At 71.6% G+C, this 22,458-nt stretch carries 23 protein-coding genes; 12 read left to right on the forward strand and 11 right to left on the reverse strand.

The annotated features are described in order from the left end of the window. The first annotated feature begins 93 nt into the window (after positions 1-93). Positions 94-1,092, forward strand: a complete 999-nt coding sequence (gene trxB, locus B4E97_RS09260; RefSeq protein ID WP_205621881.1) for a thioredoxin-disulfide reductase — start codon at positions 94-96, stop codon at positions 1,090-1,092. Positions 1,093-1,174: 82 nt separating this feature from the next. After that, a complete protein-coding gene (gene trxA / locus B4E97_RS09265) occupies positions 1,175-1,504 on the forward strand; it encodes a thioredoxin (RefSeq protein ID WP_019286001.1) in 330 nt (109 codons plus the stop codon). Positions 1,505-1,602: 98 nt separating this feature from the next. Here the strand turns inward: trxA and B4E97_RS09270 are convergent, their stop codons facing one another. Beyond that, positions 1,603-2,256, reverse strand: a complete 654-nt coding sequence (locus tag B4E97_RS09270) for a hypothetical protein (RefSeq protein WP_286959637.1) — start codon at positions 2,254-2,256, stop codon at positions 1,603-1,605. 147 nt (positions 2,257-2,403) lie between these two features. On the opposite strand from B4E97_RS09270, the gene B4E97_RS09275 reads away from it, so the two are divergent. Then, on the forward strand, positions 2,404-3,714 hold the full coding sequence (locus tag B4E97_RS09275) for a PLP-dependent aminotransferase family protein (protein WP_239262002.1): 1,311 nt from the start codon (positions 2,404-2,406) through the stop codon (positions 3,712-3,714). After that, complete coding sequence (locus tag B4E97_RS09280; RefSeq protein ID WP_286955780.1) at positions 3,711-4,676, forward strand: D-alanine--D-alanine ligase family protein; 966 nt, start codon at positions 3,711-3,713, stop codon at positions 4,674-4,676. Before B4E97_RS09275 ends, B4E97_RS09280 begins: the two co-directional genes overlap by 4 nt. Before the next feature lie 166 nt (positions 4,677-4,842). Here B4E97_RS09280 and B4E97_RS09285 read toward each other — a convergent pair whose 3' ends face one another. Next, positions 4,843-5,973 carry a ParB/RepB/Spo0J family partition protein gene (locus B4E97_RS09285; protein WP_286959638.1) on the reverse strand — a complete coding sequence of 377 codons (1,131 nt, stop codon included), beginning with the start codon at positions 5,971-5,973 and terminating at the stop codon, positions 4,843-4,845. Continuing rightward, a complete protein-coding gene (locus tag B4E97_RS09290; RefSeq protein ID WP_286959643.1) occupies positions 5,970-6,965 on the reverse strand; it encodes a ParA family protein in 996 nt (331 codons plus the stop codon). Before B4E97_RS09290 ends, B4E97_RS09285 begins: the two co-directional genes overlap by 4 nt. Before the next feature lie 465 nt (positions 6,966-7,430). Here B4E97_RS09290 and B4E97_RS09295 point away from each other — a divergent pair, with 465 nt between their 5' ends. Then, complete coding sequence (locus B4E97_RS09295) at positions 7,431-7,919, forward strand: hypothetical protein (protein ID WP_286959639.1); 489 nt, start codon at positions 7,431-7,433, stop codon at positions 7,917-7,919. A gap of 538 nt (positions 7,920-8,457) precedes the next feature. Here B4E97_RS09295 and rsmG read toward each other — a convergent pair. The 6 genes from rsmG to rpmH form a co-directional block, all read right to left on the reverse strand. Continuing rightward, entirely contained in the window at positions 8,458-9,240 is a 783-nt protein-coding gene (rsmG, locus tag B4E97_RS09300; RefSeq protein WP_286959640.1) for a 16S rRNA (guanine(527)-N(7))-methyltransferase RsmG, read from the reverse strand. After that, on the reverse strand, positions 9,240-9,938 hold the full coding sequence (locus B4E97_RS09305; protein WP_286959641.1) for a protein jag: 699 nt from the start codon (positions 9,936-9,938) through the stop codon (positions 9,240-9,242). Before B4E97_RS09305 ends, rsmG begins: the two co-directional genes overlap by 1 nt. 121 nt (positions 9,939-10,059) lie before the next feature. Further along, positions 10,060-11,127 carry a membrane protein insertase YidC gene (gene yidC, locus B4E97_RS09310; protein WP_286959642.1) on the reverse strand — a complete coding sequence of 356 codons (1,068 nt, stop codon included), beginning with the start codon at positions 11,125-11,127 and terminating at the stop codon, positions 10,060-10,062. 66 nt (positions 11,128-11,193) lie between these two features. Beyond that, complete coding sequence (gene yidD / locus B4E97_RS09315) at positions 11,194-11,469, reverse strand: membrane protein insertion efficiency factor YidD (RefSeq protein WP_286955785.1); 276 nt, start codon at positions 11,467-11,469, stop codon at positions 11,194-11,196. Next, positions 11,469-11,828: a ribonuclease P protein component gene (rnpA, locus tag B4E97_RS09320; RefSeq protein WP_286955786.1), complete on the reverse strand. Its 360-nt coding sequence runs from the start codon at positions 11,826-11,828 to the stop codon at positions 11,469-11,471. The genes yidD and rnpA overlap by 1 nt, the downstream gene beginning before the upstream one ends. A gap of 13 nt (positions 11,829-11,841) precedes the next feature. Then, positions 11,842-11,979, reverse strand: coding sequence for a 50S ribosomal protein L34 (gene rpmH, locus B4E97_RS09325; protein WP_013885212.1), 138 nt, complete (start codon positions 11,977-11,979; stop codon positions 11,842-11,844). A 547-nt stretch (positions 11,980-12,526) separates the two neighbouring features. On the opposite strand from rpmH, the gene dnaA reads away from it, so the two are divergent. From dnaA to B4E97_RS09350, 5 genes are all read left to right on the forward strand, one after another. Further along, positions 12,527-14,191 carry a chromosomal replication initiator protein DnaA gene (dnaA, locus tag B4E97_RS09330; RefSeq protein ID WP_286955787.1) on the forward strand — a complete coding sequence of 555 codons (1,665 nt, stop codon included), beginning with the start codon at positions 12,527-12,529 and terminating at the stop codon, positions 14,189-14,191. Between the two features lie 661 nt (positions 14,192-14,852). Continuing rightward, on the forward strand, positions 14,853-15,986 hold the full coding sequence (dnaN, locus tag B4E97_RS09335) for a DNA polymerase III subunit beta (RefSeq protein ID WP_239262021.1): 1,134 nt from the start codon (positions 14,853-14,855) through the stop codon (positions 15,984-15,986). A 97-nt stretch (positions 15,987-16,083) separates the two neighbouring features. Next, complete coding sequence (gene gnd, locus B4E97_RS09340) at positions 16,084-17,088, forward strand: phosphogluconate dehydrogenase (NAD(+)-dependent, decarboxylating) (RefSeq protein ID WP_286955788.1); 1,005 nt, start codon at positions 16,084-16,086, stop codon at positions 17,086-17,088. A gap of 1 nt (position 17,089) precedes the next feature. After that, entirely contained in the window at positions 17,090-18,301 is a 1,212-nt protein-coding gene (gene recF, locus B4E97_RS09345; protein ID WP_286955789.1) for a DNA replication/repair protein RecF, read from the forward strand. Beyond that, positions 18,282-18,899: a DUF721 domain-containing protein gene (locus tag B4E97_RS09350; RefSeq protein ID WP_019285986.1), complete on the forward strand. Its 618-nt coding sequence runs from the start codon at positions 18,282-18,284 to the stop codon at positions 18,897-18,899. Before recF ends, B4E97_RS09350 begins: the two co-directional genes overlap by 20 nt. Positions 18,900-18,909: 10 nt before the next feature. Here B4E97_RS09350 and B4E97_RS09355 read toward each other — a convergent pair whose 3' ends face one another. Continuing rightward, positions 18,910-19,641: a hypothetical protein gene (locus B4E97_RS09355; RefSeq protein ID WP_029212194.1), complete on the reverse strand. Its 732-nt coding sequence runs from the start codon at positions 19,639-19,641 to the stop codon at positions 18,910-18,912. Between the two features lie 50 nt (positions 19,642-19,691). Beyond that, on the reverse strand, positions 19,692-20,075 hold the full coding sequence (locus tag B4E97_RS09360; RefSeq protein WP_029212195.1) for a DoxX family protein: 384 nt from the start codon (positions 20,073-20,075) through the stop codon (positions 19,692-19,694). Between the two features lie 62 nt (positions 20,076-20,137). On the opposite strand from B4E97_RS09360, the gene B4E97_RS09365 reads away from it, so the two are divergent. Both B4E97_RS09365 and B4E97_RS09370 read left to right on the forward strand, forming a co-directional pair. Continuing rightward, a complete protein-coding gene (locus B4E97_RS09365; RefSeq protein ID WP_019285983.1) occupies positions 20,138-20,536 on the forward strand; it encodes a PaaI family thioesterase in 399 nt (132 codons plus the stop codon). A gap of 20 nt (positions 20,537-20,556) precedes the next feature. Further along, the gene (locus tag B4E97_RS09370) at positions 20,557-22,362 is read left to right on the forward strand and encodes an FUSC family protein (RefSeq protein ID WP_286955791.1); all 1,806 of its coding nucleotides are present in this window, start codon (positions 20,557-20,559) and stop codon (positions 22,360-22,362) included. Positions 22,363-22,458: the final 96 nt, after the last annotated feature.

Raw genomic sequence — 22,458 nt, forward strand, 5'->3', positions numbered from 1 at the left:
ATGGGACAGTGGGTCTCGCACCCACCGCGTCTCGTCGCCCGGGCGCCGAGTCGGCTCGGCCGACGTCCACACCACCCAGGGATGAAGGACCTCATGACCAGCGACGTCCGCAACGTCATCATCGTCGGCTCCGGCCCGGCGGGCTACACCGCCGCCGTCTACGCAGCCCGCGCCAACCTCGAGCCGCTCGTCTTCGAGGGCTCGGTCACCGCCGGCGGCGCCTTGATGAACACCACCGACGTCGAGAACTTCCCCGGGTTCCGCGACGGCATCATGGGCCCGGACCTCATGGACAACATGCGGGCGCAGGCCGAGCGCTTCGGCGCCGAGCTGGTCCGCGACGACGTCACCGCCGTGGACCTGACCGGCGACATCAAGGTCGTCACGGACGGCGAGGGCAACGAGCACCGCGCCCACGCCGTCATCCTGGCGATGGGGTCGGCCTACCGCGAGCTGGGTCTGCCGGACGAGAAGCGGCTGTCCGGCCGCGGCGTCTCCTGGTGCGCCACCTGCGACGGCGCGTTCTTCCGCAACAAGCCGATCGTGGTCGTCGGTGGCGGCGACTCCGCCATCGAGGAGGCGACCTTCCTCACGCGGTTCGGCGAGAGCGTCACGATCGTGCACCGCCGCGACGAGCTGCGCGCCTCCAAGATCATGGCCGACCGCGCCATGGCCAACGACAAGATCAGCTTCGCCTGGAACTCCGGGGTCGCCTCCATCAACGGCGACACCAAGGTCGAGTCCGTGACCCTGCGCGACACCGTCACCGGCGAGGAGCGCGTGCTCGAGACCTCGGCCGTGTTCGTGGCGATCGGCCACGAGCCGCGCAACGAGCTCGTCAAGGGCGTCGTCGACCTGGACGACGAGGGCTATGTCCTCACGCAGGCGGGCACGGCCACCAACCTGCCCGGCGTCTTCGCCTGCGGCGACCTCGTCGACCACACCTACCGCCAGGCGATCACCGCCGCCGGCTCCGGGTGCGCCGCGGCCCTCGACGCCGAGCGCTACCTCGCGGCCCGCGACGAGGCCGGCGCCCCGGCGACCGATGCGTCGCTGACCGCCGAGCCGCAGGCCACCGCGATGGCCCGCTGACCCACCTGCTCGTCTGCACACCTGCTCGTCTGCTTGCCTGCACCACCACCACCTCGACCATCCCGACCAAGGAGGAGCCCTCATGGGTGCCAACACCAAGGACACGACCGACGCGACGTTCGACCAGGACGTCCTGCAGAACCCCAAGCCCGTCCTCGTGGACTTCTGGGCGTCCTGGTGCGGCCCGTGCCGCCAGATCTCGCCGGTCCTCGACGAGATCGCCGGCACCTATGCCGACAAGATCGACGTCGTGAAGCTCAACGCCGACGAGAACCCCCAGACCACCGCGAAGTACGGCGTGACCGGTCTGCCGACCATCAACGTCTACGTCGGTGGCGAGGTCGTGAAGTCGATCGTCGGCGCCCAGCCGAAGCCCCGCATCCTCAAGGAGCTCGCGGACTACATCGGCTGAGCCCGCGCACCCGCTGGAGCAGCACGCCAGCGACACCGGCACATCACGGCGCCCGCCCGACCTCAGGTCGTGGCGGGCGTCGTCGTGCACGGCCGACCTCACGTCGCGGCCGGGGCCGTGGCGCGGTCCGACAACCACGACCGCACTGCAGCGGTGACGTCCTCGCGGACCGTGGCTGCGGAGCGCAGGTCGAGGCGGAGCCGGGGGCACGTCGGGTGCTCGCGCACGACCGTGAAGCCCACACCGGTCAGCAGCGTGGTCGGCACCCGGCACACGTCCGGCGGCGGCCACGGCAGGTCGCTCCGGGTCACCGCCGCTGGTGACAGGCACCCCGGGACCACGGCGGGCCCGCCATACGCCTCGACGGCCCGGACCCGGCGCCGGAGGAGCTCCCGGCCGAGCGACTGGACGGCGACCTTGGTGAACGCTCGGCTGCTCGACGACAGGGACAGAAGGAGCACGGCGTCCTCCGAGACGGGGGCCGTCGCCGGCAGGGCCGCGCGCGGCACCAGCGACGGGGGCGCCACGACGACGTGCGCGACGGTGCGCCCGTCCTGGCGCACGAGCAGACCGGGCGGACCCCACTCACAGGTCACCGCCTCGGCCCACGACCGCAGCCGCGGGCCCGAGTGCCGCGGCGAGTCCTCGTGCGCCTCGACCGGGTCGCGCAGCCAGCGCACGCAGCCGCGACAGGACGGACGCAGCAGGTCCGTGGTCGCGGCCGTCAGCGGGACCACCTGACGACCGGTCATGGCACAGATCCTCCCTGCTCGGGGCCCGGCGCGCCCGGACACTACGACGCCGCCTCGGGTGGTCGTGCGAGGATGCAGACCTCACCCTGGTCCCAGGCTACGGGCCGATGCCGCTCGCCGTGCCCGGCCCACGACGAAGGAGCGCGCATGACCGACCAGCATCCCGTTGGCTCACGGCTGGATCCCTGGATCGAGTCCTATGCCGCACGCACCGCCGGGATGAAGGTCTCCGAGATCCGCGCCCTGTTCGCCGTCGCCTCCCGCCCGGAGGTGGTCTCCCTGGCCGGGGGTATGCCGAACATCGGCGCCCTGCCCATGGACCTGGTCGGGGACACGGTGCAGCGGCTGCTGCACGACCAGGGGCTCACGGCGCTGCAGTACTCCTCGGGCCAGGGCGACGAGCGGCTGCGCGACCAGCTGCTGGAGGTCATGGCGCTCGAGGGGATCGACGCCCACCCCGACGACATCGTCATGACGACCGGGTCCCAGCAGGCGCTCGACCTCGTGGCCCGCGTGTTCCTCGACCCGCGCGACGTCGTGATCGCCGAGTCCCCTTCCTACGTCGGCGCTCTCGGGGTCTTCGCGGCCTACGAGGCGGACGTGGTGCACGTGCCCTGCGACGCCGACGGTCTCGTCCCCGAGGCGCTCGAGGAGCACATCACCCGGCTCGAGACCGAGGGCCGCCGGATCAAGTTCCTCTACACCGTTCCGACCTTCCAGAACCCCGCCGGCACGGCGCTGTCCGACGAGCGTCGACCGCGGGTGCTCGAGATCTGTCGCCGTCACGGCATCCTCGTGGTCGAGGACAACCCCTACGGCCTGCTCGGGTTCGAGGGGCGGACCTACCCGGCGCTGAAGTCCATGGACGAGGACGGCGTGATCTATCTCGGGACCTTCTCCAAGATCTTTGCCGCGGGTCTGCGCGTCGGCTGGGCCGTGGCTCCGCACGCCGTCCGCGAGAAGCTCGTCCTCGCCAACGAGGCCGCGATCCTGTGCCCGAGCGCGTTCACCCAGGCGGTGGCGTCGCGCTACCTGTCCGAGATCGACTGGCAGGCCCAGACCGCGAGCTATCGCGCGCTCTACCAGGAGCGTCGCGACGCGATGGCGGACGCGCTGAGATCGCTGCTGCCGCAGGCCCGCTGGAACCTCCCCCGGGGCGGCCTCTTCTTCTGGATCGAGCTGCCCGAGGGCCTCGACACCAAGGCCATGCTGCCGCTGGCGGTCAAGGAGCTCGTCGCCTACGCACCGGGGACCGGCTTCTACGCCGACGGGACGGGACGCCGCAACGCCCGCCTCAACTTCTCCTACCCCACCTCCGAGCGGATCCACGAGGGCGTGCGCCGCTTCGCGACCGTCGTCGAGCGCGAGCAGGAGCTGCTCGACACCTTCGGGCCGTATGACGATTCCACCCGCTCCGGGGCTCGCCGAGTCCTCCTCCCCTCACCGGATGTGTCATGACCTCTGTCCTCGTCCTCGCAGGTGGCCTCTCGCACGAGCGTGAGGTGTCCGTCCGATCGGGCCGCCGGCTCGCGGAAGCGTTGCGCTCCAAGGGTTTCCAGGTCACCATCGCCGATCTCGATCGAAACCTGCTGGGCACCATCGACTCTCTGCAGCCCGACCTCGTGTGGCCGACGCTCCACGGATCACCCGGTGAGAACGGGTCGTTGCGAGATGTGCTGCAGCACCTGGGTCTTGCCTTCGTCGGGCCGCGGGGTCCGTCCTCGCGCATGGCGTGGGACAAGCCCATCGCCAAGGGTCTGGTGGCGCGGGCCGGCGTCGCCACCCCCGCGCACGTGGCGGTCGCCCACAGCACCTTCCGCCAGATCGGCGCCGGGGCCGTCCTCGAGCGTCTCGCCCGCGACCTGGGCCTCCCGCTCGCGGTCAAGCCCGCTCGTGGTGGCTCGGCCCTCGGGTTCCACGTGGCCCGGACGGCGACGGACCTGGGCGCGGCCCTGGTGGACGCCTATGCCTATGACGACCTCGCGCTCGTCGAGCACGTCGTCGAGGGGACGGAGGTGTCGGTGACGGTCATCGAGCAGGCGGACGGCGAGCTGCGGGCCCTGCCGCCGGTCGAGATCTGCCCGGTCGACGGGGTCTTCGACTACGACCACATGTACAACGCGGGCGAGACGGAGTACTTCACCCCCGCGCGGCTCTCCCCGGAGGCCACCGAGGCGTCGCTGCAGGCGGCCCTCACCGCGCACCGGGTCCTCGACCACCGCCACCTGTCCCGCACCGACCTCATCGTCGACGCCGAGGGCACCCCGTGGTTCCTCGAGTGCAGCGTCTCTCCCGGGCTCACCGAGACCAGCCAGGTCCCGTTGGCCATCGCGGGAGCCGGCCTGGAGGCCGCCGACGTGTATGCCGACCTCGCGGAACGCGTCATCGCGGAGCATCGCGCGGCCCGCGACGACGCTTAGAATCGCTCTCACACAATCCTAGACATGCATAGATCCGCCTAGCGCCTGCTAGCCCCGACTAGAGCGCCCGCCGTCTCGCACCTGGTGCGAGGCGGCGGGCGTTCGGCCTCCCCGCGCTCATGCGTCCCCTCGACGGGGCCGGGTGGCCGGGGTGGCTGGCGTCGGATCAGACCCCGGACGAGTCCAGGCCGCCTTCTTGACCCATCAGGGCGAGGATCCGCTGGAGGTCGTCGACCGACGCGAACTCGACCGTGAGCTTGCCCTTGCGGCGGCCCATGGTGACCTGGACCCGGGTGTCGAAGCGGTCGGACAGGGACGTGGCGACCTCGTCGAGCTCCGGCTGCGGCTCGTGGTTGCGTGGTGCCCGCGCCGTGGGCTCGGACGATCCGTCGCCGCCGAGCGAGACGATCTCCTCGACCGAGCGGACCGACAGCCCCTCGGCGACGATGCGCTGGGCCAGCCGCTCCATGGCAGCGGCGTCGTCGAGGCCCAGCAGCGCCCGTGCGTGACCGGCGCTGAGGACGCCCGCGGCGACACGGCGCGCGACCAGGGGCGGGAGCCGGAGCAGGCGGATCGTGTTGGAGATCTGGGGACGCGAACGCCCCAGCTTGCCCGCCAGCTCGTCGTGCGTGCAGCCGAAGTCCTCGAGCAGCTGCTGGTAGGCGGCGGCCTCCTCGAGGGGGTTGAGCTCGGAGCGGTGGAGGTTCTCCAGCAGGGCGTGCCGGAGCATCTCGTCGTCGTCGGTGTTGCGAACGATCGCAGGCACGGTGGCGAGCCCCGCCCGCTGCGTCGCCCGCCAGCGACGCTCGCCCATGATCAGCTCGTACTCGGCCCGCGGGTGGTCGGCCGAGGGTGCCCCGCGCAGGGGACGCACGACGATGGGCTGCAGGACGCCCAGCTCGGTGACGCTGTGCACCAGCTCGGCCATGTCGTCCTCGTCGAAGACGGTGCGCGGCTGCTTGGCGTTGGGTTGGATCGCGTCGACCGGCACCTCGGCGTAGGTCGCGCCGGGGACCTGCTGGAGCCCGCCCTCGGACGCCATCGCACCCTCGGAGGTGACCGAGGCGATGAGCCCCGCGTCGAGCGGTCGTCGACCGTAGCCGAGGCCGCGCAGGTCGTCGCCGAGGGGGCTGGGGGGCTGCTGCTCCGGCGTCACCGAGTCGGCGGTGGCCACGTCCGTGGCGGGCTTCGCCGGCTCGGCGTCGCGGAAGAAGACGTCGATCGGGCGGTCCCCGGCAGGAGCCTGCGGGATCAGCGCCCCGAGTCCGCGTCCGAGGCCGCGTCGCTTCTCACTCATCGGATACCTCCCTCGCCGGCACCCTGCCGTGCGATCTCGACCGCCGCGGCGGCATAGGACAGAGCACCACTGCTCGTCGGGTCGTAGGTCATGACGGTCTGCCCGTGGCTGGGTGCCTCCGAGATCCGCACCGAGCGCGGCACCGTCGACCGGATGACCTGCTGCCCGAAGTGGCGGCGCACCTCGTCGGCGACCTGCGCCGAGAGCCGGGTGCGCCCGTCATACATCGTCAGCAGGATCGTCGAGACGTGCAGCGACGGGTTGAGGTGCGCCTTGATCAGCTCGATGTTCTTGAGCAGCTGCGACAGCCCCTCGAGCGCGTAGTACTCGCACTGGATCGGGATGAAGACTTCCTCGGCCGCCACGAAGGCGTTGATCGTGAGGAGCCCGAGGCTGGGCGGGCAGTCGATGAGCACGTAGTCGATCCGCTCGTCGCGGTCCTCCTGGTCCCGCAGGTAGGCGGTCAGGGCGCGACCGAGGCGCATCTCGCGCGCGACGAGGGAGACGAGCTCGATCTCGGCGCCGGCGAGGTCGATCGTGGCGGGGGCGCACAGCAGGTTGGGCACGTCGGGGCACGACTGGACGACGTCGCGCATCGGCGCACCGTCGACGAGGACGTCGTAGACGCTGGGCACCTCGGCGTGGTGCGGGATGCCGAGCGCGGTCGAGGCGTTGCCCTGGGGGTCCAGGTCCAGGACCAGCACGCGGAGCCCGGCCTTGGCGAGGGCTGCGGCGACGTTGACCGTGGTCGTCGTCTTGCCGACGCCACCCTTCTGGTTGGCCACCGTCATGACGCGGGTGCGCCGCGGTGCCGGGAGGGCCTCGCCCTCGGTCTGCGCGCGGCCGGCGGGCGTGGTCGCCGAGGCTGGCGCGCTCGCGCGAGCGGCGGCGTCTGGGGCCGCCGTGGCGGGGGCAGCGGAGGGCCCCTGGGTGACAGCGGGGGCCGGCGCGCCGACGGATGCCGTCATGGGCGTGGCCTGAAGGTCGGTCATGGCGTCCTGGTCCTTGTCTTCCTGCTGACGGATGGTCTCCACGACGTCGACATCGCCGCTCTCGTTGCCCGTTTCACGTGAAACAGGGTCGTCGCTCGTGACGGCGCAAGCCACCTCGGCGAGCTCGTCCCGAGCAGCCTCAGCCGTGTTGCCGAAGAGGGCGGCATCCGCCACCTGCCGGCTCGCCGGCTCCTCCCACGCCGACGCGAGGCGGCTCTTGCGATCGTCGTGGGGGGCGGCCCCCAGGAAGCGGCTCTGCACGTCGGCGTTCGCCGCGGCTTCGGCACCGCGTGTCCGGTTGGCTCGCAAGCGCTGCTCGGGCTGGTAGTCCTTGCCCGGGAGATCCTTGGTCCAGGACTGCGCCACCGAGCCCAGGCCATCACCCAGTCCCTCGCCAGGCAGGGCCGACGGCGTCGAGGGTGCGGTCTGGCTAGCGCTCACCTCCGCCTCGGAGCTCTCGATGCCGTGGGCGCGGGCATCCTCGGTGGCCGCCATCACCCCGAGCGCCCCCCCGGCATCGGTCGAGCGGTCAGAGCCGGCGGGTACGAGCGACGGCTCGTCCGGCGCCCCCTCGGCCATGTCCCCGCCCTCAACACCATCGCCATCGACGTCAGCGCCGACAGCCGGTTCAGCACCCTCGTTGGCCGGCCCCGTGGACCGCACCCCCTCGGTCGCCTCGCGGACCTGGGTGCCGCTGAACTCAGTGCGGGCCAGCTCAGTGCCGGCGGGCTCAATACCGACGGGCTCAATACCGATGGGCTCGGTACCGACGAACTCAATCTCTGGGGCCGCAGAACCCAAGCCGTCAGCCAAGTCAGACCCGGCTTCAACCTCGGGGACTTCTCCGGCCGCCTTGATCTCGGTGATGTCGGCGCCGTCGTCCCCTGCCACGGCCATCTCGCGGAGCCCGACGTTCGCGGGATCGTGCGCCTCGACGCGGGCCGTTTCACGTGAAACAGGTGACGGCCACCCCAGCCCCGAACCACCACCTGCCACCAGCTGCAGGTCAGGCCAACCCAGCCCGGTCGTGACGCTCACACCTACTCCTCATGCCGCTCGATGATGCCAAGCGCCCACTCTAGACGCCCCCACGGACGAGCCTCGCCAGGCATCCCCGCGCGGCGCCGAGCCCGTTGTCCCGGATCGGTGAGTGAAGCAGTTCCACGTGAAACAGGCACGAACTTCTGGGCTCGTCCTCTATCGCGCCGTCAGCTGCCGGTCGTCGACCAGGCCGTGTCAGACGCGGACGACGTCTGTTTCACGTGAAACAGGCTCCGGGGCAACCCCTGGATTCCGGCGACGGTCTCGTGGATCGATGTTCAGTCTGGTGTGCCAGCGACGGTCTGGGCTGCCATGCCCCGTCTGGGTCTGCACCTCAAGACGGGGGTCGCACGACGAGACGGGGGAACGGACGAGCAGACCGTGGGGCCAAACCACCGAGGTTCAAGGCCGACGCCGCGGCGCCGTTCGTGACCGGCGGGTCGAGCCCGGGCTAGGAGCCGGACGTCCGGCGGCGTCCCTTGCCGGCTCGCCCACGCCGCGGGCCGGAGCCCTCGGGCACGATCGCGATCCCCGGCTCGTGGTCGTCCGCCAGGTAGAGGCGGGCGACGGTCGTGGGCGTCTCGAGGATCTCGACGCCGCAGCTCACGATCTCGTGGTCGACCACGTGCGCCGTTCGCAGCGCCGCAGAGTCCTCCTCCAGCTCGGTGACCGCGCTCGCGCCCTTCAGCGCCAGGAGGGTCCCGCCGGCCGAGGTGAGCGGGGCGCACCACTGCGCCAGCTGGCCGATGCGCGTCACCGCGCGAGCCGTCGCGACCGGGGCAATGACGGTGCCGATCACGTCCTGGGCCCGGCCCTGGCGGACGACGACGTTGTCGAGCCCGACGGCGGAGGCGGTGGCCGTGAGCCAGTCGGTCGCCCGGCGCCGTGGCTCGACGAGGTGCACCTCGCTCGCCGGGCAGGCGATCGCCAGGGCGAGCCCCGGCAGCCCGGCACCCGACCCCACGTCGACGATCGAGGCGCCCCGGGGGACGAGCTCTGCCACGACAGCGCAGTTGAGCACGTGCCGCTCCCACAGCCGGGGGATCTCGCGGGGGCCGATGAGGCCGTGGGCCACCCCGGTGGTGGCCAGGGCCTCGACGAACACCTGCGCCACGGGGAGGCGGTCACCGAAGACGACCTCGGCCGCGGCCGGCACACGCGGCAGCGCCGCCCCCAGGTCGGGAGCGGCGCCGTCGTGGTCAGCCTGGTCGTGCTGGTCGCGCTGGGGCGTCATCAGGCCGGAAGGACCACGACGTGACGCCGGGGCTCCGTGCCCTCGGACTCCGAGCTCAGCCCGGCCGCGAGGACCTCGTCGTGGACGACCTTGCGCTCGAACGCGGTCATCGGCTCCAGAGCCTTCTCCTCGCCGGACTCCTTGACCTCGCGCACGGCGTCACGGGCCAGCTCGACGAGCTCGTCACGACGCGACGCGCGGTGCCCCGCCACGTCCAGCATCAGGCGGCTGCGCTCACCGGTCTCGGCCTGCACCGCGAGGCGCGTCAGCTCCTGCAGCGCCTCGAGGACCTTGCCCTGGTCGCCGACCAGACGGCGCGGGACACGGCCCTCGTCGGAGTCCACGATCGCCACCGACGCACGGTCGCCGTCCACGTCGACGTCGATGTCGCCGTCCAGGTCTGCGATGTCCAGCAGCGTCTCGAGGAAGTCGGCTGCGACCTCGCCCTCGCGCTCCAGCAGAGCGACCCGGCCCCCCGAACGGCGCCCGGGTTCGCGGCCCTGGTCCTCGGTCCGGTCCGGGTCCTGCTCCTGGTCCGGGCCCTGCTCCTGGTCCGGCTGCTGGTCCGGGCCCTGGCCCTGCTCCCGCTGCTCGGCCTGCGCGGCCGGCTCGATCTGGGTGCCGGGGTCGGCGTGGGACGTCTGGTCAGGGGCGCCGTCCGTCTGCGGCTCGACTCCCTCGGTGGTGCTCGTGTTCATTGCGGTCAGCCTTTCTCATCGTGGCCGGCGGTAGGACGAGGGTCGTCCCGGAGGCGCCGGTCGGTGCTGGTCGGTGCTGGTCGGTGCTGGTCGGTGCGCTGGTGGGCCGATGGCGCTTCGGTCAGTCCGTGCCCTCTGGGGTCGCCCGGGACGCGCCTCCGGCAGCTCCGCCGGCCGGGCCCGTGCCCTTGCGTCCCTTGCGCCTGGGCTGCACCCGCTGGCCGCTCGGCCGGGGTGAGGTGACCTCGCCCTCCACGGTGTCGGTGGCCGCAGCGCTGGTGCCGCGGGTCATGCTGCCGGCACCCGGCATGGGCTTGCCCTGGGCCTTGCGCTTGGCCTCGAGACGCTCGTAGGCCGGGGAGCCGGGGGTCGGCATACGACCGATGGTGTAGAACTGCTGGCCCATCGACCACAGGTTGGTGACCAGCCAGTAGATGAGGACACCGATGGGGAAGTTGATGCCCGAGACGGCGAAGACGACCGGCATGACGTAGAGCAGGATCTTCTGCTGCTTGAACATCGGGTTGTCCATGGCGGACGCCGGCATGTTCTTGGTCATGGCCTGGTGCTGCGAGGTGAACTGCGTGATCGACATCAGGACGATCAGGGCCACGGTGATGGCCTTGGCCGCCAGGTCCGGGCTGCCGATGAACTTGTCCGACAGCTGCACCCCCGCAAAGGTCGACAGCTCGGCCTGCCTCGCCACGGCCGCCGTGATGGGACCCACACCGTCACGAGCCCCGCTCGCGATCGAGCCCAGCCCGTTGAGCACGTTGAACAGCGCGAAGAAGATCGGCATCTGCAGCAGGATCGGCAGGCAGGACGAGAACGGGTTGGTGCCGGAGTCCTTGTAGAGCGCCATAGTCTCTTCCGTCATCTTCTGACGGGACTCCGGGTCGGTCTTGCCCTTGTACTTCGCCTGGATCTTCTGCAGCTCCGGCTGGATCAGCGTCATCTTGCGCGAGGCGTGCAGCTGCTTGATGAACAGCGGCGTGATCAGGATGCGGATCACCACCACGAGACCGACGATGGACAGGCCCCAGGTGAGACCGCCCTCAGGGTCCATGCCGATGGTCGTGAACAGCTGGTGGAAGCCGTACATGATCCACGCGACGGCGATCTCGATCGGCCGCAGCAAGGTGCTGAAGAAGTCCATCTCGTCCTCTGTGCTCAGGCGGTCGTCCGCCATGGGTGGTGCAGGTCTGGGTCCAGTCTGCCCTGTCGTGGGCCGGCCGCGGTCACCCGCGAGGCGACGTCAGAGGGTCCGTGGAGGGGGGTCCTTCTCGGGAACGTGGTCGACCCCGCCGGGGTTCCACGGATGGCATCGCCCGAGACGACGCGCAGCGAGCCAGGTGCCCTTGACCGGCCCGAACCGCTGGACCGCGGTCATGGCGTAGGCGGAGCAGCTGGGATAGAACCGGCACGACGGCGGGGTCAGCGGCGAGATCCACAGCTGGTAGAAGCGGATCAGACCGAGGGCCAGGGCCTTGACCGGGCGCCGCCGCCACTCGGCGTGCCATGCCGGGGCCATCAGGGACGCACCTTGGTCAGGCAGCGGGTGAGAAGCCGGTCGAGCTCGGCGACCAGCCGAGCGTGGTCCGCCTCGGCAGCCGGGGGGTTGGCCCGGACGACCACGTCCAGGCCGCGGGGCAGGGTCTCCACCCGGTCACGCATCGCGTGCCGCAGCCGACGCTTGGTTCGGTTGCGCACGACCGCTCCACCGACGGCCTTAGACACGACGAGACCGACCCGCGGCGGCTGGGCCGCACGCGAGTCGGTCAGGTTGGTGTGCACCACGAGCAGCGGGCTGCCCGAGCGGACGGACGTCCGTCCGCCCACCGTCGAGGCGAAGTCCGCGCTGTCGCGCAGGCGGTGCTGCGCCGACAGCACGGGAGGTCGGCTCTCAGGCGGACAGCTCGGAGCGGCCCTTGCGACGGCGGGCGGCCAGGATGGCGCGGCCGGCGCGGGTGCGCATGCGGAGGCGGAAGCCGTGCGTCTTGGCGCGACGACGGTTGTTCGGCTGGAAGGTGCGCTTGCTCACGGGACAACTCCGTTGACGGTGTCGGGCGGTCCACTCGTGGTGGACCCGTTGGGCGGGTGGTCTGCACGCCTGACGGGTCGCGGCCCCGCGATGACGAGACGGACGAGCGGGTGCCAACCGGCATGCAAAACGGGTCGGCGCGAACCGACCGTCCTCCAAGGTACGTCAGCCGGTCGAGAGCGGTCAAACCGTCGCAGCTGCGCGGACGCCGTCTCCTGCGACATCGGGTCCGACGAGGGCACACGACGTCTCCAGCATCGGCGATGGCCTGGGGCGGGATCCGACGACACGCCGACCGGGGCGGTCGGCGTTCACCCGCCCGGCGCTCCGCTCCCTTTGTGACGAGACACGGGGGTTGTTAGCGTGGTGGCTTCCGGTCGGCGCGGCCCCGCCTGTTTATGCTCTTGTCCACAGCCTGTGGACAAAGGTGTGGACCACGGCGCCACCAGCGTCGATCCAGCGTCATCCACAGCCAGGACGCCCCGTCGTCCCCAGGTCGTGCCAGCAGGCACGCAGCCGAGCAGCAGACCGTGAAACGAGGCACTTCGTGACCGACGCGCAGGTGGACGTCCCCCGCGTATGGCGAGACACGCTGCGCGCCCTCGAGTCGGGCGGCATCTCTGCCCAGCACCGTGGTTTCCTGCGGCTCAGCCGGCTCGTCGGTCTGCTCGAGGGGACCGCGCTCATCGCCGTCCCCAACGACTACACCCGCGACATCGTCGAGAAGCGCATCCGCACCGAGCTGGTCGCGGCGCTGCAGGAGCAGCTCGGTCGCGACGTGCGCCTCGCGGTCACCGTCGACAGCTCGCTGGAGCTGTCCGAGGCGGAGGACCGCGACGACAGCACGCAGCGTCCCGGCTCGCCCGGCGAGGTCCCGCACGTCGTGACGTCCTCCGACGCGGTGCGCCACGACGGCGACCGCCGCCAGTCGGACCCGCGCTCGACCGACGGGCCCCGCCTCGTGCGCGACGAGCGCGTGCCGCGCCCCGTGTCCACCGACGCCTCGTTCGGAGGGGAGCGGCCGTATGCCGAGGCAGCCCGGCACGACGGCGGTCCTGGCCACGCCCCCGGCATACGGTGGGCTCAGGACGACGACGCGGACGACGACCGCGAGCTGCTCGCCGAGGGCGACGGGATCCGTGAGATGTTCCGCAAGCCGTTCGTGCCGGAGGACGGCCGCGACGCCAAGCTCAACCCCAAGTACACCTTCGACACCTTCGTCATCGGGTCCAGCAACCGGTTCGCCCACGCCGCCGCCATCGCGGTCGCCGAGGCGCCGGCCAAGGCCTACAACCCGCTGTTCATCTATGGCGGCTCGGGACTGGGCAAGACGCACCTGCTCCACGCGATCGGGCACTACGCCCAGCAGATCTATCCGAACGTCCGCGTGAAGTACGTGAACTCGGAGGAGTTCACCAACGACTTCATCAACTCGATCGGCGCCAACAAGGCCAGCGACTTCCAGCGGCGCTACCGCGACATCGACTTCCTGATGATCGACGACATCCAGTTCCTGCAGGGCAAGGTGCAGACGCAGGAGGAGTTCTTCCACACCTTCAACACGCTGCACAACGCCAACAAGCAGGTCGTGATCACCAGCGACGTGGCGCCCAAGCTGCTCTCCGGCTTCGAGGAGCGGATGCGCAGCAGGTTCGAGTGGGGCCTGCTGACCGACGTGCAGCCCCCGGACCTCGAGACCCGGATCGCGATCCTGCGCAAGAAGGCCGCCCAGGAGCGCATGACCGCGCCGGACGACGTGCTGGAGTTCATCGCGAGCAAGATCTCGACCAACATCCGCGAGCTCGAGGGCGCCCTGATCCGCGTCACCGCCTTCGCGAGCCTCAACCACCAGGGCGTCGACATGACCCTGGCCGAGGTCGTCCTCAAGGACCTGATCCCCGCGGACCAGACCAACCAGATCACGCCCGCGACGATCATGGCGCAGACCGCGTCCTACTTCGGTCTGACGGTCGACGACCTGTGCGGCACCTCCCGGTCGCGGGTGCTCGTGACCGCACGCCAGATCGCGATGTACCTCTGCCGCGAGCTGACCGACCTGTCGCTGCCCAAGATCGGCCAGCAGTTCGGTGGGCGCGACCACACGACCGTGATGCACGCCGACCGCAAGATCCGAGAGCTCATGAGCGAGCGTCGGGCGATCTACAACCAGGTCACCGAGCTGACCAACCGGATCAAGTCCAACCCCAGCTGACACGGGCGTCCCGCCCGACGCCCTCTGCCCGCGAGGATCCCGCGGAGCTGGCTGTCCACAGGGTTGTCCACAGACCTGTGCATCGTGACGCATATAGCGACAAGTGTTACTCAGCGTCAATCCCCCGGTCCCAGAAGATCACTCGCTCGGCCTATCCCCAGCTGTGGAAAACCCTGTGGATGATCGCTGGCCGTGTTGACCCGGGTGATGTCGGGCAGGTCCGGACGCCCTGTGGGCCGTCGGTGGATAACTCGGGCATAACCCCCCACTCCACCTGGGGACGAGCGGGCATCGTCGGTGGACGGGATGTGGACAACCCGCCGTCGTCCCCAGGCAACGTTGTGTGTCCACCGATCGCTCCACACGGAGTACACAGGCCCGTCCGGCCCCTGACGTGCGGAGACGAGAGTTGTCCACAACGTCCACAGGCCCTATGACAACGATGAGACCTATTCACCTGGATCGATCCGCCCCGCGTACATCTGGGGACGAGGGCATGAACGAGCCTCCACGGATCACGGACAACCCACGGGCCGGGACGGCACGAGAACGGCTGGGGAGAACTACACGTCGCGGCGGTCGTTGCACTACTGTCGTGCGGGACTGGACGCGTGTGCGGTCCGAGTGGAGAGCAGGAGCAAGCGATGAGGAGTGACCGACGGTGAAGTTCCGACTGGAGCGTGAGGTCCTCACCGAGGCGGTCACCTGGGTGGCCCGCGCGCTGCCCAACCGCCCGCCGACCCCGGTGCTCGCCGGCGTCCTGATCGAGGCCAAGGACGACGACACCGTCACGCTGTCGGCCTTCGACTACGAGATCTCCGCTCGGCTCACCATCGCCGCCGAGGTCACCGAGGCCGGGTCCGCGCTCGTCAACGGCCGCCTGCTCGCCGACATCTGCCGCAACCTGCCCGCCAAGCCGGCCGAGCTCGCCACCGACGGCTCCAAGGTCCAGCTCACCTGCGGGTCCAGCCGCTTCGCGCTGCTGCAGATGCCGGTCAGCGACTACCCCACGCTCCCCAGCAGCCCCGAGCCCAGCGGCTCCATCGACGGCACGACCTTCACCCAGGCCGTGGCCCAGGTGCACGTGGCGGCCGACCGCGGTGACACCCTCCCGATCCTCACCGGCGTCCGCGTCGAGATCGATGGCGACAAGATGACGCTGCTGGCCACGGACCGCTACCGCCTGGCGATGCGCGAGCTCACCTGGAGCCCCTCCGCACCCGGCACCGCCCACGTCGCGCTGATCCCGGCCCGCCTGCTCTCCGACACCGCGAAGTCGCTCGGTGCCTCCGGCTCGGTCGAGATCGCCCTGGGCGACGCGGCCGGCGGTAACGGCCTGGTCGGCTTCGAGGCGGGCACCCGCCGCACGACGACCCGCCTGCTCGACGGCGAGTACCCCAAGGTCACGTCGATCTTTCCGTCCTCGGTCGACAGCGAGGCCGTCGTCGAGACGGCGGCGCTGGTCGAGGCCGTCAAGCGCGTCGCCCTGGTCGCCGAGCGCAACACCCCGGTGCGGCTGCGCTTCACCGACGGACAGCTGGCCATCGAGGCCGGTGCCGGCGACGACGCGCAGGCCAGCGAGGCGGTGCCGTGCACGATGACCGGCCCGGAGCTCGAGATCGGCTTCAACCCGCACTTCCTGCTCGACGGCCTCGGCGCCCTCGGCACGTCGCACTGCCGCCTGCAGTTCACCCAGCCCAGCCGCCCGGCCGTGCTCGTCGGCCAGGCCGACGCCGACGCCGAGCCGGACATGAGTTATCGCTACGTCCTGATGCCGGTGCGCTTCCCCGCCTGACCCGCCACCGCTGCCCGACCACCACCGCACCCACCCCCCGGAACCCACTAGCCCCGACCTCCTCGTCGGCGCCCACCGCGCCAGGAAAGGTTCACCCATGCAGCTCGGACTCATCGGCCTCGGCAAGATGGGCGGCAACATGCGCGACCGCATCCGTGCGGCCGGGCACGAGGTCGTCGGCTACGACCGCAACCCCGACGTCAGCGACGCCACCTCCCTCGAGGACCTGGTGAGCAGGCTCGAGGCACCGCGCACCGTGTGGGTCATGGTCCCGGCCGGAGACCCCACCCGCGAGACGATCCAGCAGCTGTCCGAGGTCCTCGACGAGGGCGACCTCGTGATCGACGGCGGCAACAGCAAGTTCACCGACGACGCCGTCAACGCCGAGCTGCTGGCCGGCCAGGGCATCGGCTACCTCGACTGCGGCGTCTCCGGCGGCATCTGGGGCAAGGACAACGGCTACGGCCTGATGTGCGGCGGCGGCGACGAGCTCGTCGAGCGCGCGATGCCGATCTTCGACGCGCTGCGCCCCGAGGGTCCGCGCGAGGAGGGTTTCGTCCACGCGGGCAAGGTCGGCGCCGGCCACTACGCCAAGATGGTGCACAACGGCATCGAGTACGGCCTGATGCACGCGTACGCCGAGGGCTTCGAGCTGCTCATGGCCAAGGACATCGTCGAGGACGTCGAGGGCTGCTTCAAGGCGTGGACCCGCGGCACCGTCGTGCGGTCCTGGCTGCTCGACCTCATGGTCAAGGCGCTGGAGGAGACCCCCGACCTCGAGGGCATCAGCGAGTTCACGACGGACTCCGGCGAGGGTCGCTGGACCCTCGAGGAGGCCATCGAGCTCGCCGTCCCCATGCCGGTGCTCGCAGCCTCGCTGTTCGCGCGCTTCCAGTCGCGCCAGGAGAACTCCCCCGCCATGCAGGCCGTCGCCGCCCTGCGCGGCCAGTTCGGCGGCCACGCCGTGCAGATGCTCGAGGGCACGCCCAAGTCCGACGTCCACCGCGGCGCCGAGGAGAAGAGCGACGACACGGGCGCGAAGGCCGAGGGCCGTCAGGGTGGCGGGGACGAGTCCGGCACCCAGGACCTGCAGCAGCACTGAGGTGTACGTCCGGCACCTGTCCCTCGGCAGCTTCCGCAGCTACGAGACCGCGGAGCTGCCGCTGGGACCGGGTGTCACGACCTTCGAGGGCCTCAACGGCCAGGGCAAGACCAACCTGGTCGAGGCCATCGGCTACCTCGCGACGCTCGGCTCGCACCGGGTCGCGCAGGATGCGCCCCTCGTGCGTCATGGCGCCGAGCAGGCGATCGTGCGCGGCGTGGTCGTGCGGGACGGCCGCGAGACGCTGATCGAGCTCGAGATCACCCCCGGCCGGGCCAACCGGGCCAAGCTCAACCGCTCCCCCGTGACCCGCACCCGGGAGGTGCTGGGGTCGCTGCGGACGGTGCTCTTCGCCCCCGAGGACCTCGCCCTGGTCAAGGGGGACCCCTCCGAGCGCCGGCGCTTCCTCGACGACCTGCTCGTCCAGCGCCAACCCCGCTGGGCCGGGGTCCGCGCCGACTACGACAAGGTCGTCAAGCAGCGCAACGCCCTGCTCAAGTCCGCCGCACCGGTCCTGCGCAAGGGCTCGCGCCGGGGGTCGGCATACGACCAAGGACCGGTGGAGGACTCCCGGGCGAGCGCGCTGCACACCCTGGACGTGTGGGACCAGCACCTCGCGCAGGTCGGGTCGAGCCTGCTCTATGCCCGGCTGCGCCTGCTGCGCGACCTCGGCCCCTATCTGGCGCAGGCCTATGACGAGGTGAGCGCGGGACAGTCCGACGCACGGGTCACCTATCGCTCGTCCCTGCACGAGGAGGCGGCCGCTCGCCTCGCCGAGGGCGAGGTGCCCGAGATCCCCGAGCTCGCCGAGCTGATCGTGGACTCGCTGGCCCGGGTCCGGGACCAGGAGGTCGAGCGCGGGATCACGCTGGTCGGGCCGCACCGCGACGACCTCGTCCTGGGGCTCGGAGACCTGCCGGCCAAGGGCTACGCCTCCCACGGCGAGTCCTGGTCCTTCGCGCTCGGGCTGAGGCTCGCGGCCTTCCAGCTGCTCCGCACGGACCTGCGCGAGGACCCGGTCCTGATCCTCGACGACGTCTTCGCCGAGCTCGACGCCGGACGACGCTCGCGGCTCGCCGGTCTCGTGGCGGACTGCGAGCAGGTGCTCATCACGGCGGCAGTCGGTGACGACATCCCGTCCGAGCTCGGCGAGAGTGCGCGGTTCCACGTGAAACGCGGGGAGGTGAACCCCGTTGAGCAGCCAGCCTCCTGACCAGCCGTATGACGGGGCCCCGCCCGACGACGCCGCGGGCCGTGCGGCCGAGCGGGACGATCACGCCGACGAGCCGGACCCCCGCCTGGACCCGGACGCGGCCAGGACGGCAGCGTCCGCCGCGCTGCTGCGGGCCCGGACGGTGGCCAAGGGCAAGGGCCTGCGCCCCGGCTCGATGGCCAAGCGACGTCGCCGTCCGTCGGAGGTGATGCTGAGCGGCTCGGCCGCCGAGGTCGACGGACGAGACCCGCTCCTGCTCGGGGACACCCTCGAGCGCCTGGTGGCCGGCCGGGGCTGGCAGTCGGACGTCAAGGTCGGGTCGGTGATGGGGCGCTGGCCGCAGGTCGTGGGGTCCGACGTGGCGGAGCACAGCGAGCCGGTGACCTTCGACGAGGGGGTGCTGACGGTGCGGGCGTCGTCGACGGCGTGGGCCACCCAGCTGCGGCTCATGGCGTCGACGATCCTCGGGCGGTTGTCGGCCGAGGTGGGCGAGGGGGTCGTGGAGGAGCTGCGGGTCGTCGGGCCGAGCGCCCCGCGGTGGGGGCACGGGCGCCGACGCGCCACGGACGGGCGCGGCCCGCGGGACACCTACGGCTGAGCCACTGACCTCAGGGGGCGGTCGAGTAGGTCGCGACGACGACGTCCATGACCTTCTTGACCGTGGCGGCGTCGGCCGCGCCGATCGCGATCACGTCCTGCTGGCCCTGGCTGGTGACCGCGAGCTGGGAGCCGTGCAGGACGGTGCCGTCGACGGTGGCGTGGTAGTCGCCGCGCACGCCCGGCCCCACCGCGGTCTGCGGCTTGCTCTGGGCGTCGAGGGTGCCGGTCTCGCCGCGGGTGCCGGAGGTGAGCTGGTCGCCGTCCTCGAAGGTTCCCCCGCCGATGGCGCGGATCAGCAGGTTGGGCGCCGTCTCCCCGGTGTTGGGCCCCACCGCGATCGCGAACGCCCCGGACGACACGAGACTCGTGAGCTCCGTCTCGGTGTAGCCGAGGTCCGCCGCGGCCTTGGCGTAGGCAGGCGTCCCCTTCTGGTCGCGCAGGGTGGCGACGTCCAGGGCCTTCCAGGTCGTGGGGATGGCGAGGCGGGTGCCGAGCGCGGGCACCGTCAACCACTGGTGACCCTTGGGGAGGGCGACGGCTGCGGCGGGGGTGCTGGCGGTGCTGGCGGTGCTCGTCGCGCCGCTCGACGTCCCTGACCCCGACGCCGAGGCGGATGCGGAACTGGGAGAGGCGGTGGTGGAGGCGGTGGTGGAGGTCGTCGCGGCGCCGGAGCCGCCCGAGCAGGCGGTCACCAGGGCGATCGAGGAGGCGAGGGCTGCGAGGGCGAGACGACGATCCATGCCTTCACGGTAGACGACCAGTCAGACGACAGGACAGACGACAGGGTGCGTCACCCGTGCTTGCGCACGTGCTCCGACCCCGCGACGAGCAGGCCCTGCAGCGGCAGCCGGCCGTAGGCGATGGCCTGCAGCTTGGCCGGCTTGCGCCGCCAGTTCCACGCCATCTGCACGTTGGCCGGGAACACCGCGACGAACAGCGCCGTCGCTGCCGCGCCACCCAGCCGGCGGGTCTGCGGCACCGCCAGCAGCGCCGCGGTGGCGAGCTCCGCCACGCCGGAGCCGTAGGTGTACCACCGAGCCGGCCCGGGCAGCGCCGGCGGCACGATCGAGTCGAAGGGGCGCGGCTTGCGGAAGTGCTGGACCCCCGCGACGGTCAGCAGGCCGACCAGGGCGAGCGTCGTGCGGGGGGCGTGGGAGGCGGCGTCGGGCGTCATACGGCAGACCCTAGGTCCTCGCCCGAGGTCTCAGGAGCCCTGGGCGGGGGCAAGTGACGAGAATGACCTTCCTCGACACTCTCGGCGTCACCGGCAGCGACCCCTCGGCCACGGACCGTCCCGGTGACGACGCCGGGCTGCGCGTCACGCCCACCGACGAGCACAGCAACGTCAACGGCGGCGTGCACGGCGGGCTGCTCGGCACCCTCCTCGACTCCGTCATGGGCGACGCCGTTCGCTCCGACCTGCCCGACGGCAAGAGCGCCGTGACCGTCTCGCTCACCGTGACCTTCCTCTCCGGGGCCAAGGTCGGCGAGGAGCTGCTCGCCAGCGCCGAGGTCCGCAAGCAGGGAGGATCGCTGGTCATGGTGGAGGGCGACGTGGTCCGCGCCGAGGACGACAAGGCCATCGCCCACGGCGTCGCCACGTTCTCGGTGATCGACGTGACCGACGGGGACTGACGCGCGGGATGATGGTGGCGATGAGCTCTCCCAGCCTGCGCCGCCACACGCGCACGATTCTGCGCCTCAACCCCTCACCGCCGCGATGGCCGGTCGCGGTCAAGGCCGCCGTGGCCATGGCGGTGCCCCTGTCCGTCGGGCAGCTGGCCGGGCACCTGTCCCTCGGTCTCGTGGCGAGCCTCGGGGTCTTCACCATCCTGTATGGCGCCACCGCGCCCGGCCGCTTCCGGGCCCGGGTCATGGCGCTGGCCGCCCTCGGCCTGACCGGGGCGGTGGCGCTGGGGGCGATGACGGCGGGCCACCCCGTCGTGACGGTCGCGGTGCTCGTGGTGGTGGCGATGGTCGCGGCGTTCGTGTGCGTGGCGCTCAAGGTCGGGCCACCCGGCTCCTACTTCTTCGTCCTGGTGCTGGGCGTGGGCAATCTCGCGGTCACCCACGGCGCGGCTCCCTGGAGCGTGGTGGCGCTGACCTTCGCCGGAGCGGTGTCGGCGTGGGTGATCGGCATGGCGGACCTGCTCGTGGCGCCGCACCGGGCCGAGCAGCGGGCGACCGAGGCGGCGGAGGGCGCCATACGGGCGTTTGCCGCCGGTGTCCCCCAGGACCCGACCCCAGAGCCTGGCAGGGACGACGACGGCGACCTCGAGGCGCTGCGAGCGAGCGCCTCGGGCGCGCTGCACCGGGCCTGGACCGCCGTCACCGACGGTGGTCGGCCCCCACGGCTGGTGGAGCGCCTGGAGCGCGCCCAGCTCACCTATGCCGCCGCGAGCGCACGCCTGGCCGGGGCCCGGCTGGGCGTCGAGCCCCGACCGTGGGGATCGGTGGACGACGAGGCCGCCGATCACGACGTCCGGGGCGGCGAGCAGGAGCCACTCGTCGATGCGGCCGTCGACGCCGAGCAGCTGCGCGACACCGCCCTCGGTCGACCCGGTGCGGGCTACCTGCTGCGGGAGGCGGCGCGATGGCCGTCAGAGGTGCTGCTCATGGTGCTGCGCGTGGGTCTGGCCACCACGTTCGCCGGTCTGGTCGCGCACGTCCTGCACCAGGGCCACGTCTACTGGGCCGTCTGCTTCGCCGCGCTGGTCCTGCACCAGGGCGGCACCCGCGAGGTCCAGACCGTCCGCGGCGTGCACCGCACCCTCGGGACGCTGGTCGGGCTCCTGATCTTTGCGGGGCTGCTGGCGCTGGACCCGCAGGGCTGGTGGCTGGTGGTCGTCGTGGCCGGCATGCAGCTGGTCGTGGAGCTGCTCGTCACGCGCAACTACGCGCTCGCCGTGGTCGTGATCACCCCGCTCGCCCTCACCATCGGTATGGCGTCCGCCCCGGGCGAGTCCGTGTCCTCGGTGGTGGCGGACCGGCTGGTCGACACGCTCGTCGGCGTGGCCTGCGCGCTGCTCGTGCTCTGGGCGACGGGTCGACGGGCGCCGGAGATCGTGCTGCGAGCGCACGCCCGGCGGGTCGTCGTCGCGACCGAGCGCGTCATGGTGGACCTCGCCGCCGGCGCCCTCGAGACGCGGGACGCGCTGGACCACAGACGCAACCTCTACTACGAGCTGCTCGAGTCCGACGTCGTCGCCCGACGAGCGCTGGCGGACAGCCGCGACACCGTCGGTCCCTATCACCGCATGGAGCGCTCGCTCGCCGCCCTCGGCTATCTCGTGCTCGGGGCGTGCTGGCACCCGGACATCCGCCGGGCGCACGAGGCCTTCGACCGGGCGCGGGGCCCGCTGGAGCGGATCATGGCCGACCCCGTCACCACGCCTCGCCCCGCCGAGGCCATCGAGCGCGACGTGCGTGAGGTCGAGGAGCTCGTGCTGAGCCTCCGCTGACGCCCCATGGCGGGGCGGATGGCGGCCCACAGGGGCCTCTCGCGACCCCGTCCGTGAGGGGGACCATGCAGATGGCGGAAATTTTCCGCCGACATG

It is taken from the genome of Arsenicicoccus sp. UBA7492, assembly GCF_002479615.1.
In the GTDB taxonomy this organism is placed as follows: Bacteria; Actinomycetota; Actinomycetes; order Actinomycetales; family Dermatophilaceae; genus Arsenicicoccus; species Arsenicicoccus bolidensis.

Coding starts and splice junctions, on each gene's coding strand:
- trxB (WP_205621881.1), top strand. CDS start 94: ATGACCAGCGACGTCCGCAACGTCATCATCGTCGGCTCCGGCCCGGCG.
- trxA (WP_019286001.1), top strand. CDS start 1,175: ATGGGTGCCAACACCAAGGACACGACCGACGCGACGTTCGACCAGGAC.
- B4E97_RS09270 (WP_286959637.1), bottom strand. CDS start 2,256: ATGACCGGTCGTCAGGTGGTCCCGCTGACGGCCGCGACCACGGACCTG.
- B4E97_RS09275 (WP_239262002.1), top strand. CDS start 2,404: ATGACCGACCAGCATCCCGTTGGCTCACGGCTGGATCCCTGGATCGAG.
- B4E97_RS09280 (WP_286955780.1), top strand. CDS start 3,711: ATGACCTCTGTCCTCGTCCTCGCAGGTGGCCTCTCGCACGAGCGTGAG.
- B4E97_RS09285 (WP_286959638.1), bottom strand. CDS start 5,973: ATGAGTGAGAAGCGACGCGGCCTCGGACGCGGACTCGGGGCGCTGATC.
- B4E97_RS09290 (WP_286959643.1), bottom strand. CDS start 6,965: ATGACCGACCTTCAGGCCACGCCCATGACGGCATCCGTCGGCGCGCCG.
- rsmG (WP_286959640.1), bottom strand. CDS start 9,240: ATGACGCCCCAGCGCGACCAGCACGACCAGGCTGACCACGACGGCGCC.
- B4E97_RS09305 (WP_286959641.1), bottom strand. CDS start 9,938: ATGAACACGAGCACCACCGAGGGAGTCGAGCCGCAGACGGACGGCGCC.
- yidC (WP_286959642.1), bottom strand. CDS start 11,127: ATGGCGGACGACCGCCTGAGCACAGAGGACGAGATGGACTTCTTCAGC.
- yidD (WP_286955785.1), bottom strand. CDS start 11,469: ATGGCCCCGGCATGGCACGCCGAGTGGCGGCGGCGCCCGGTCAAGGCC.
- gnd (WP_286955788.1), top strand. CDS start 16,084: ATGCAGCTCGGACTCATCGGCCTCGGCAAGATGGGCGGCAACATGCGC.
- B4E97_RS09355 (WP_029212194.1), bottom strand. CDS start 19,641: ATGGATCGTCGTCTCGCCCTCGCAGCCCTCGCCTCCTCGATCGCCCTG.
- B4E97_RS09360 (WP_029212195.1), bottom strand. CDS start 20,075: ATGACGCCCGACGCCGCCTCCCACGCCCCCCGCACGACGCTCGCCCTG.
- B4E97_RS09365 (WP_019285983.1), top strand. CDS start 20,138: ATGACCTTCCTCGACACTCTCGGCGTCACCGGCAGCGACCCCTCGGCC.
- B4E97_RS09370 (WP_286955791.1), top strand. CDS start 20,557: ATGAGCTCTCCCAGCCTGCGCCGCCACACGCGCACGATTCTGCGCCTC.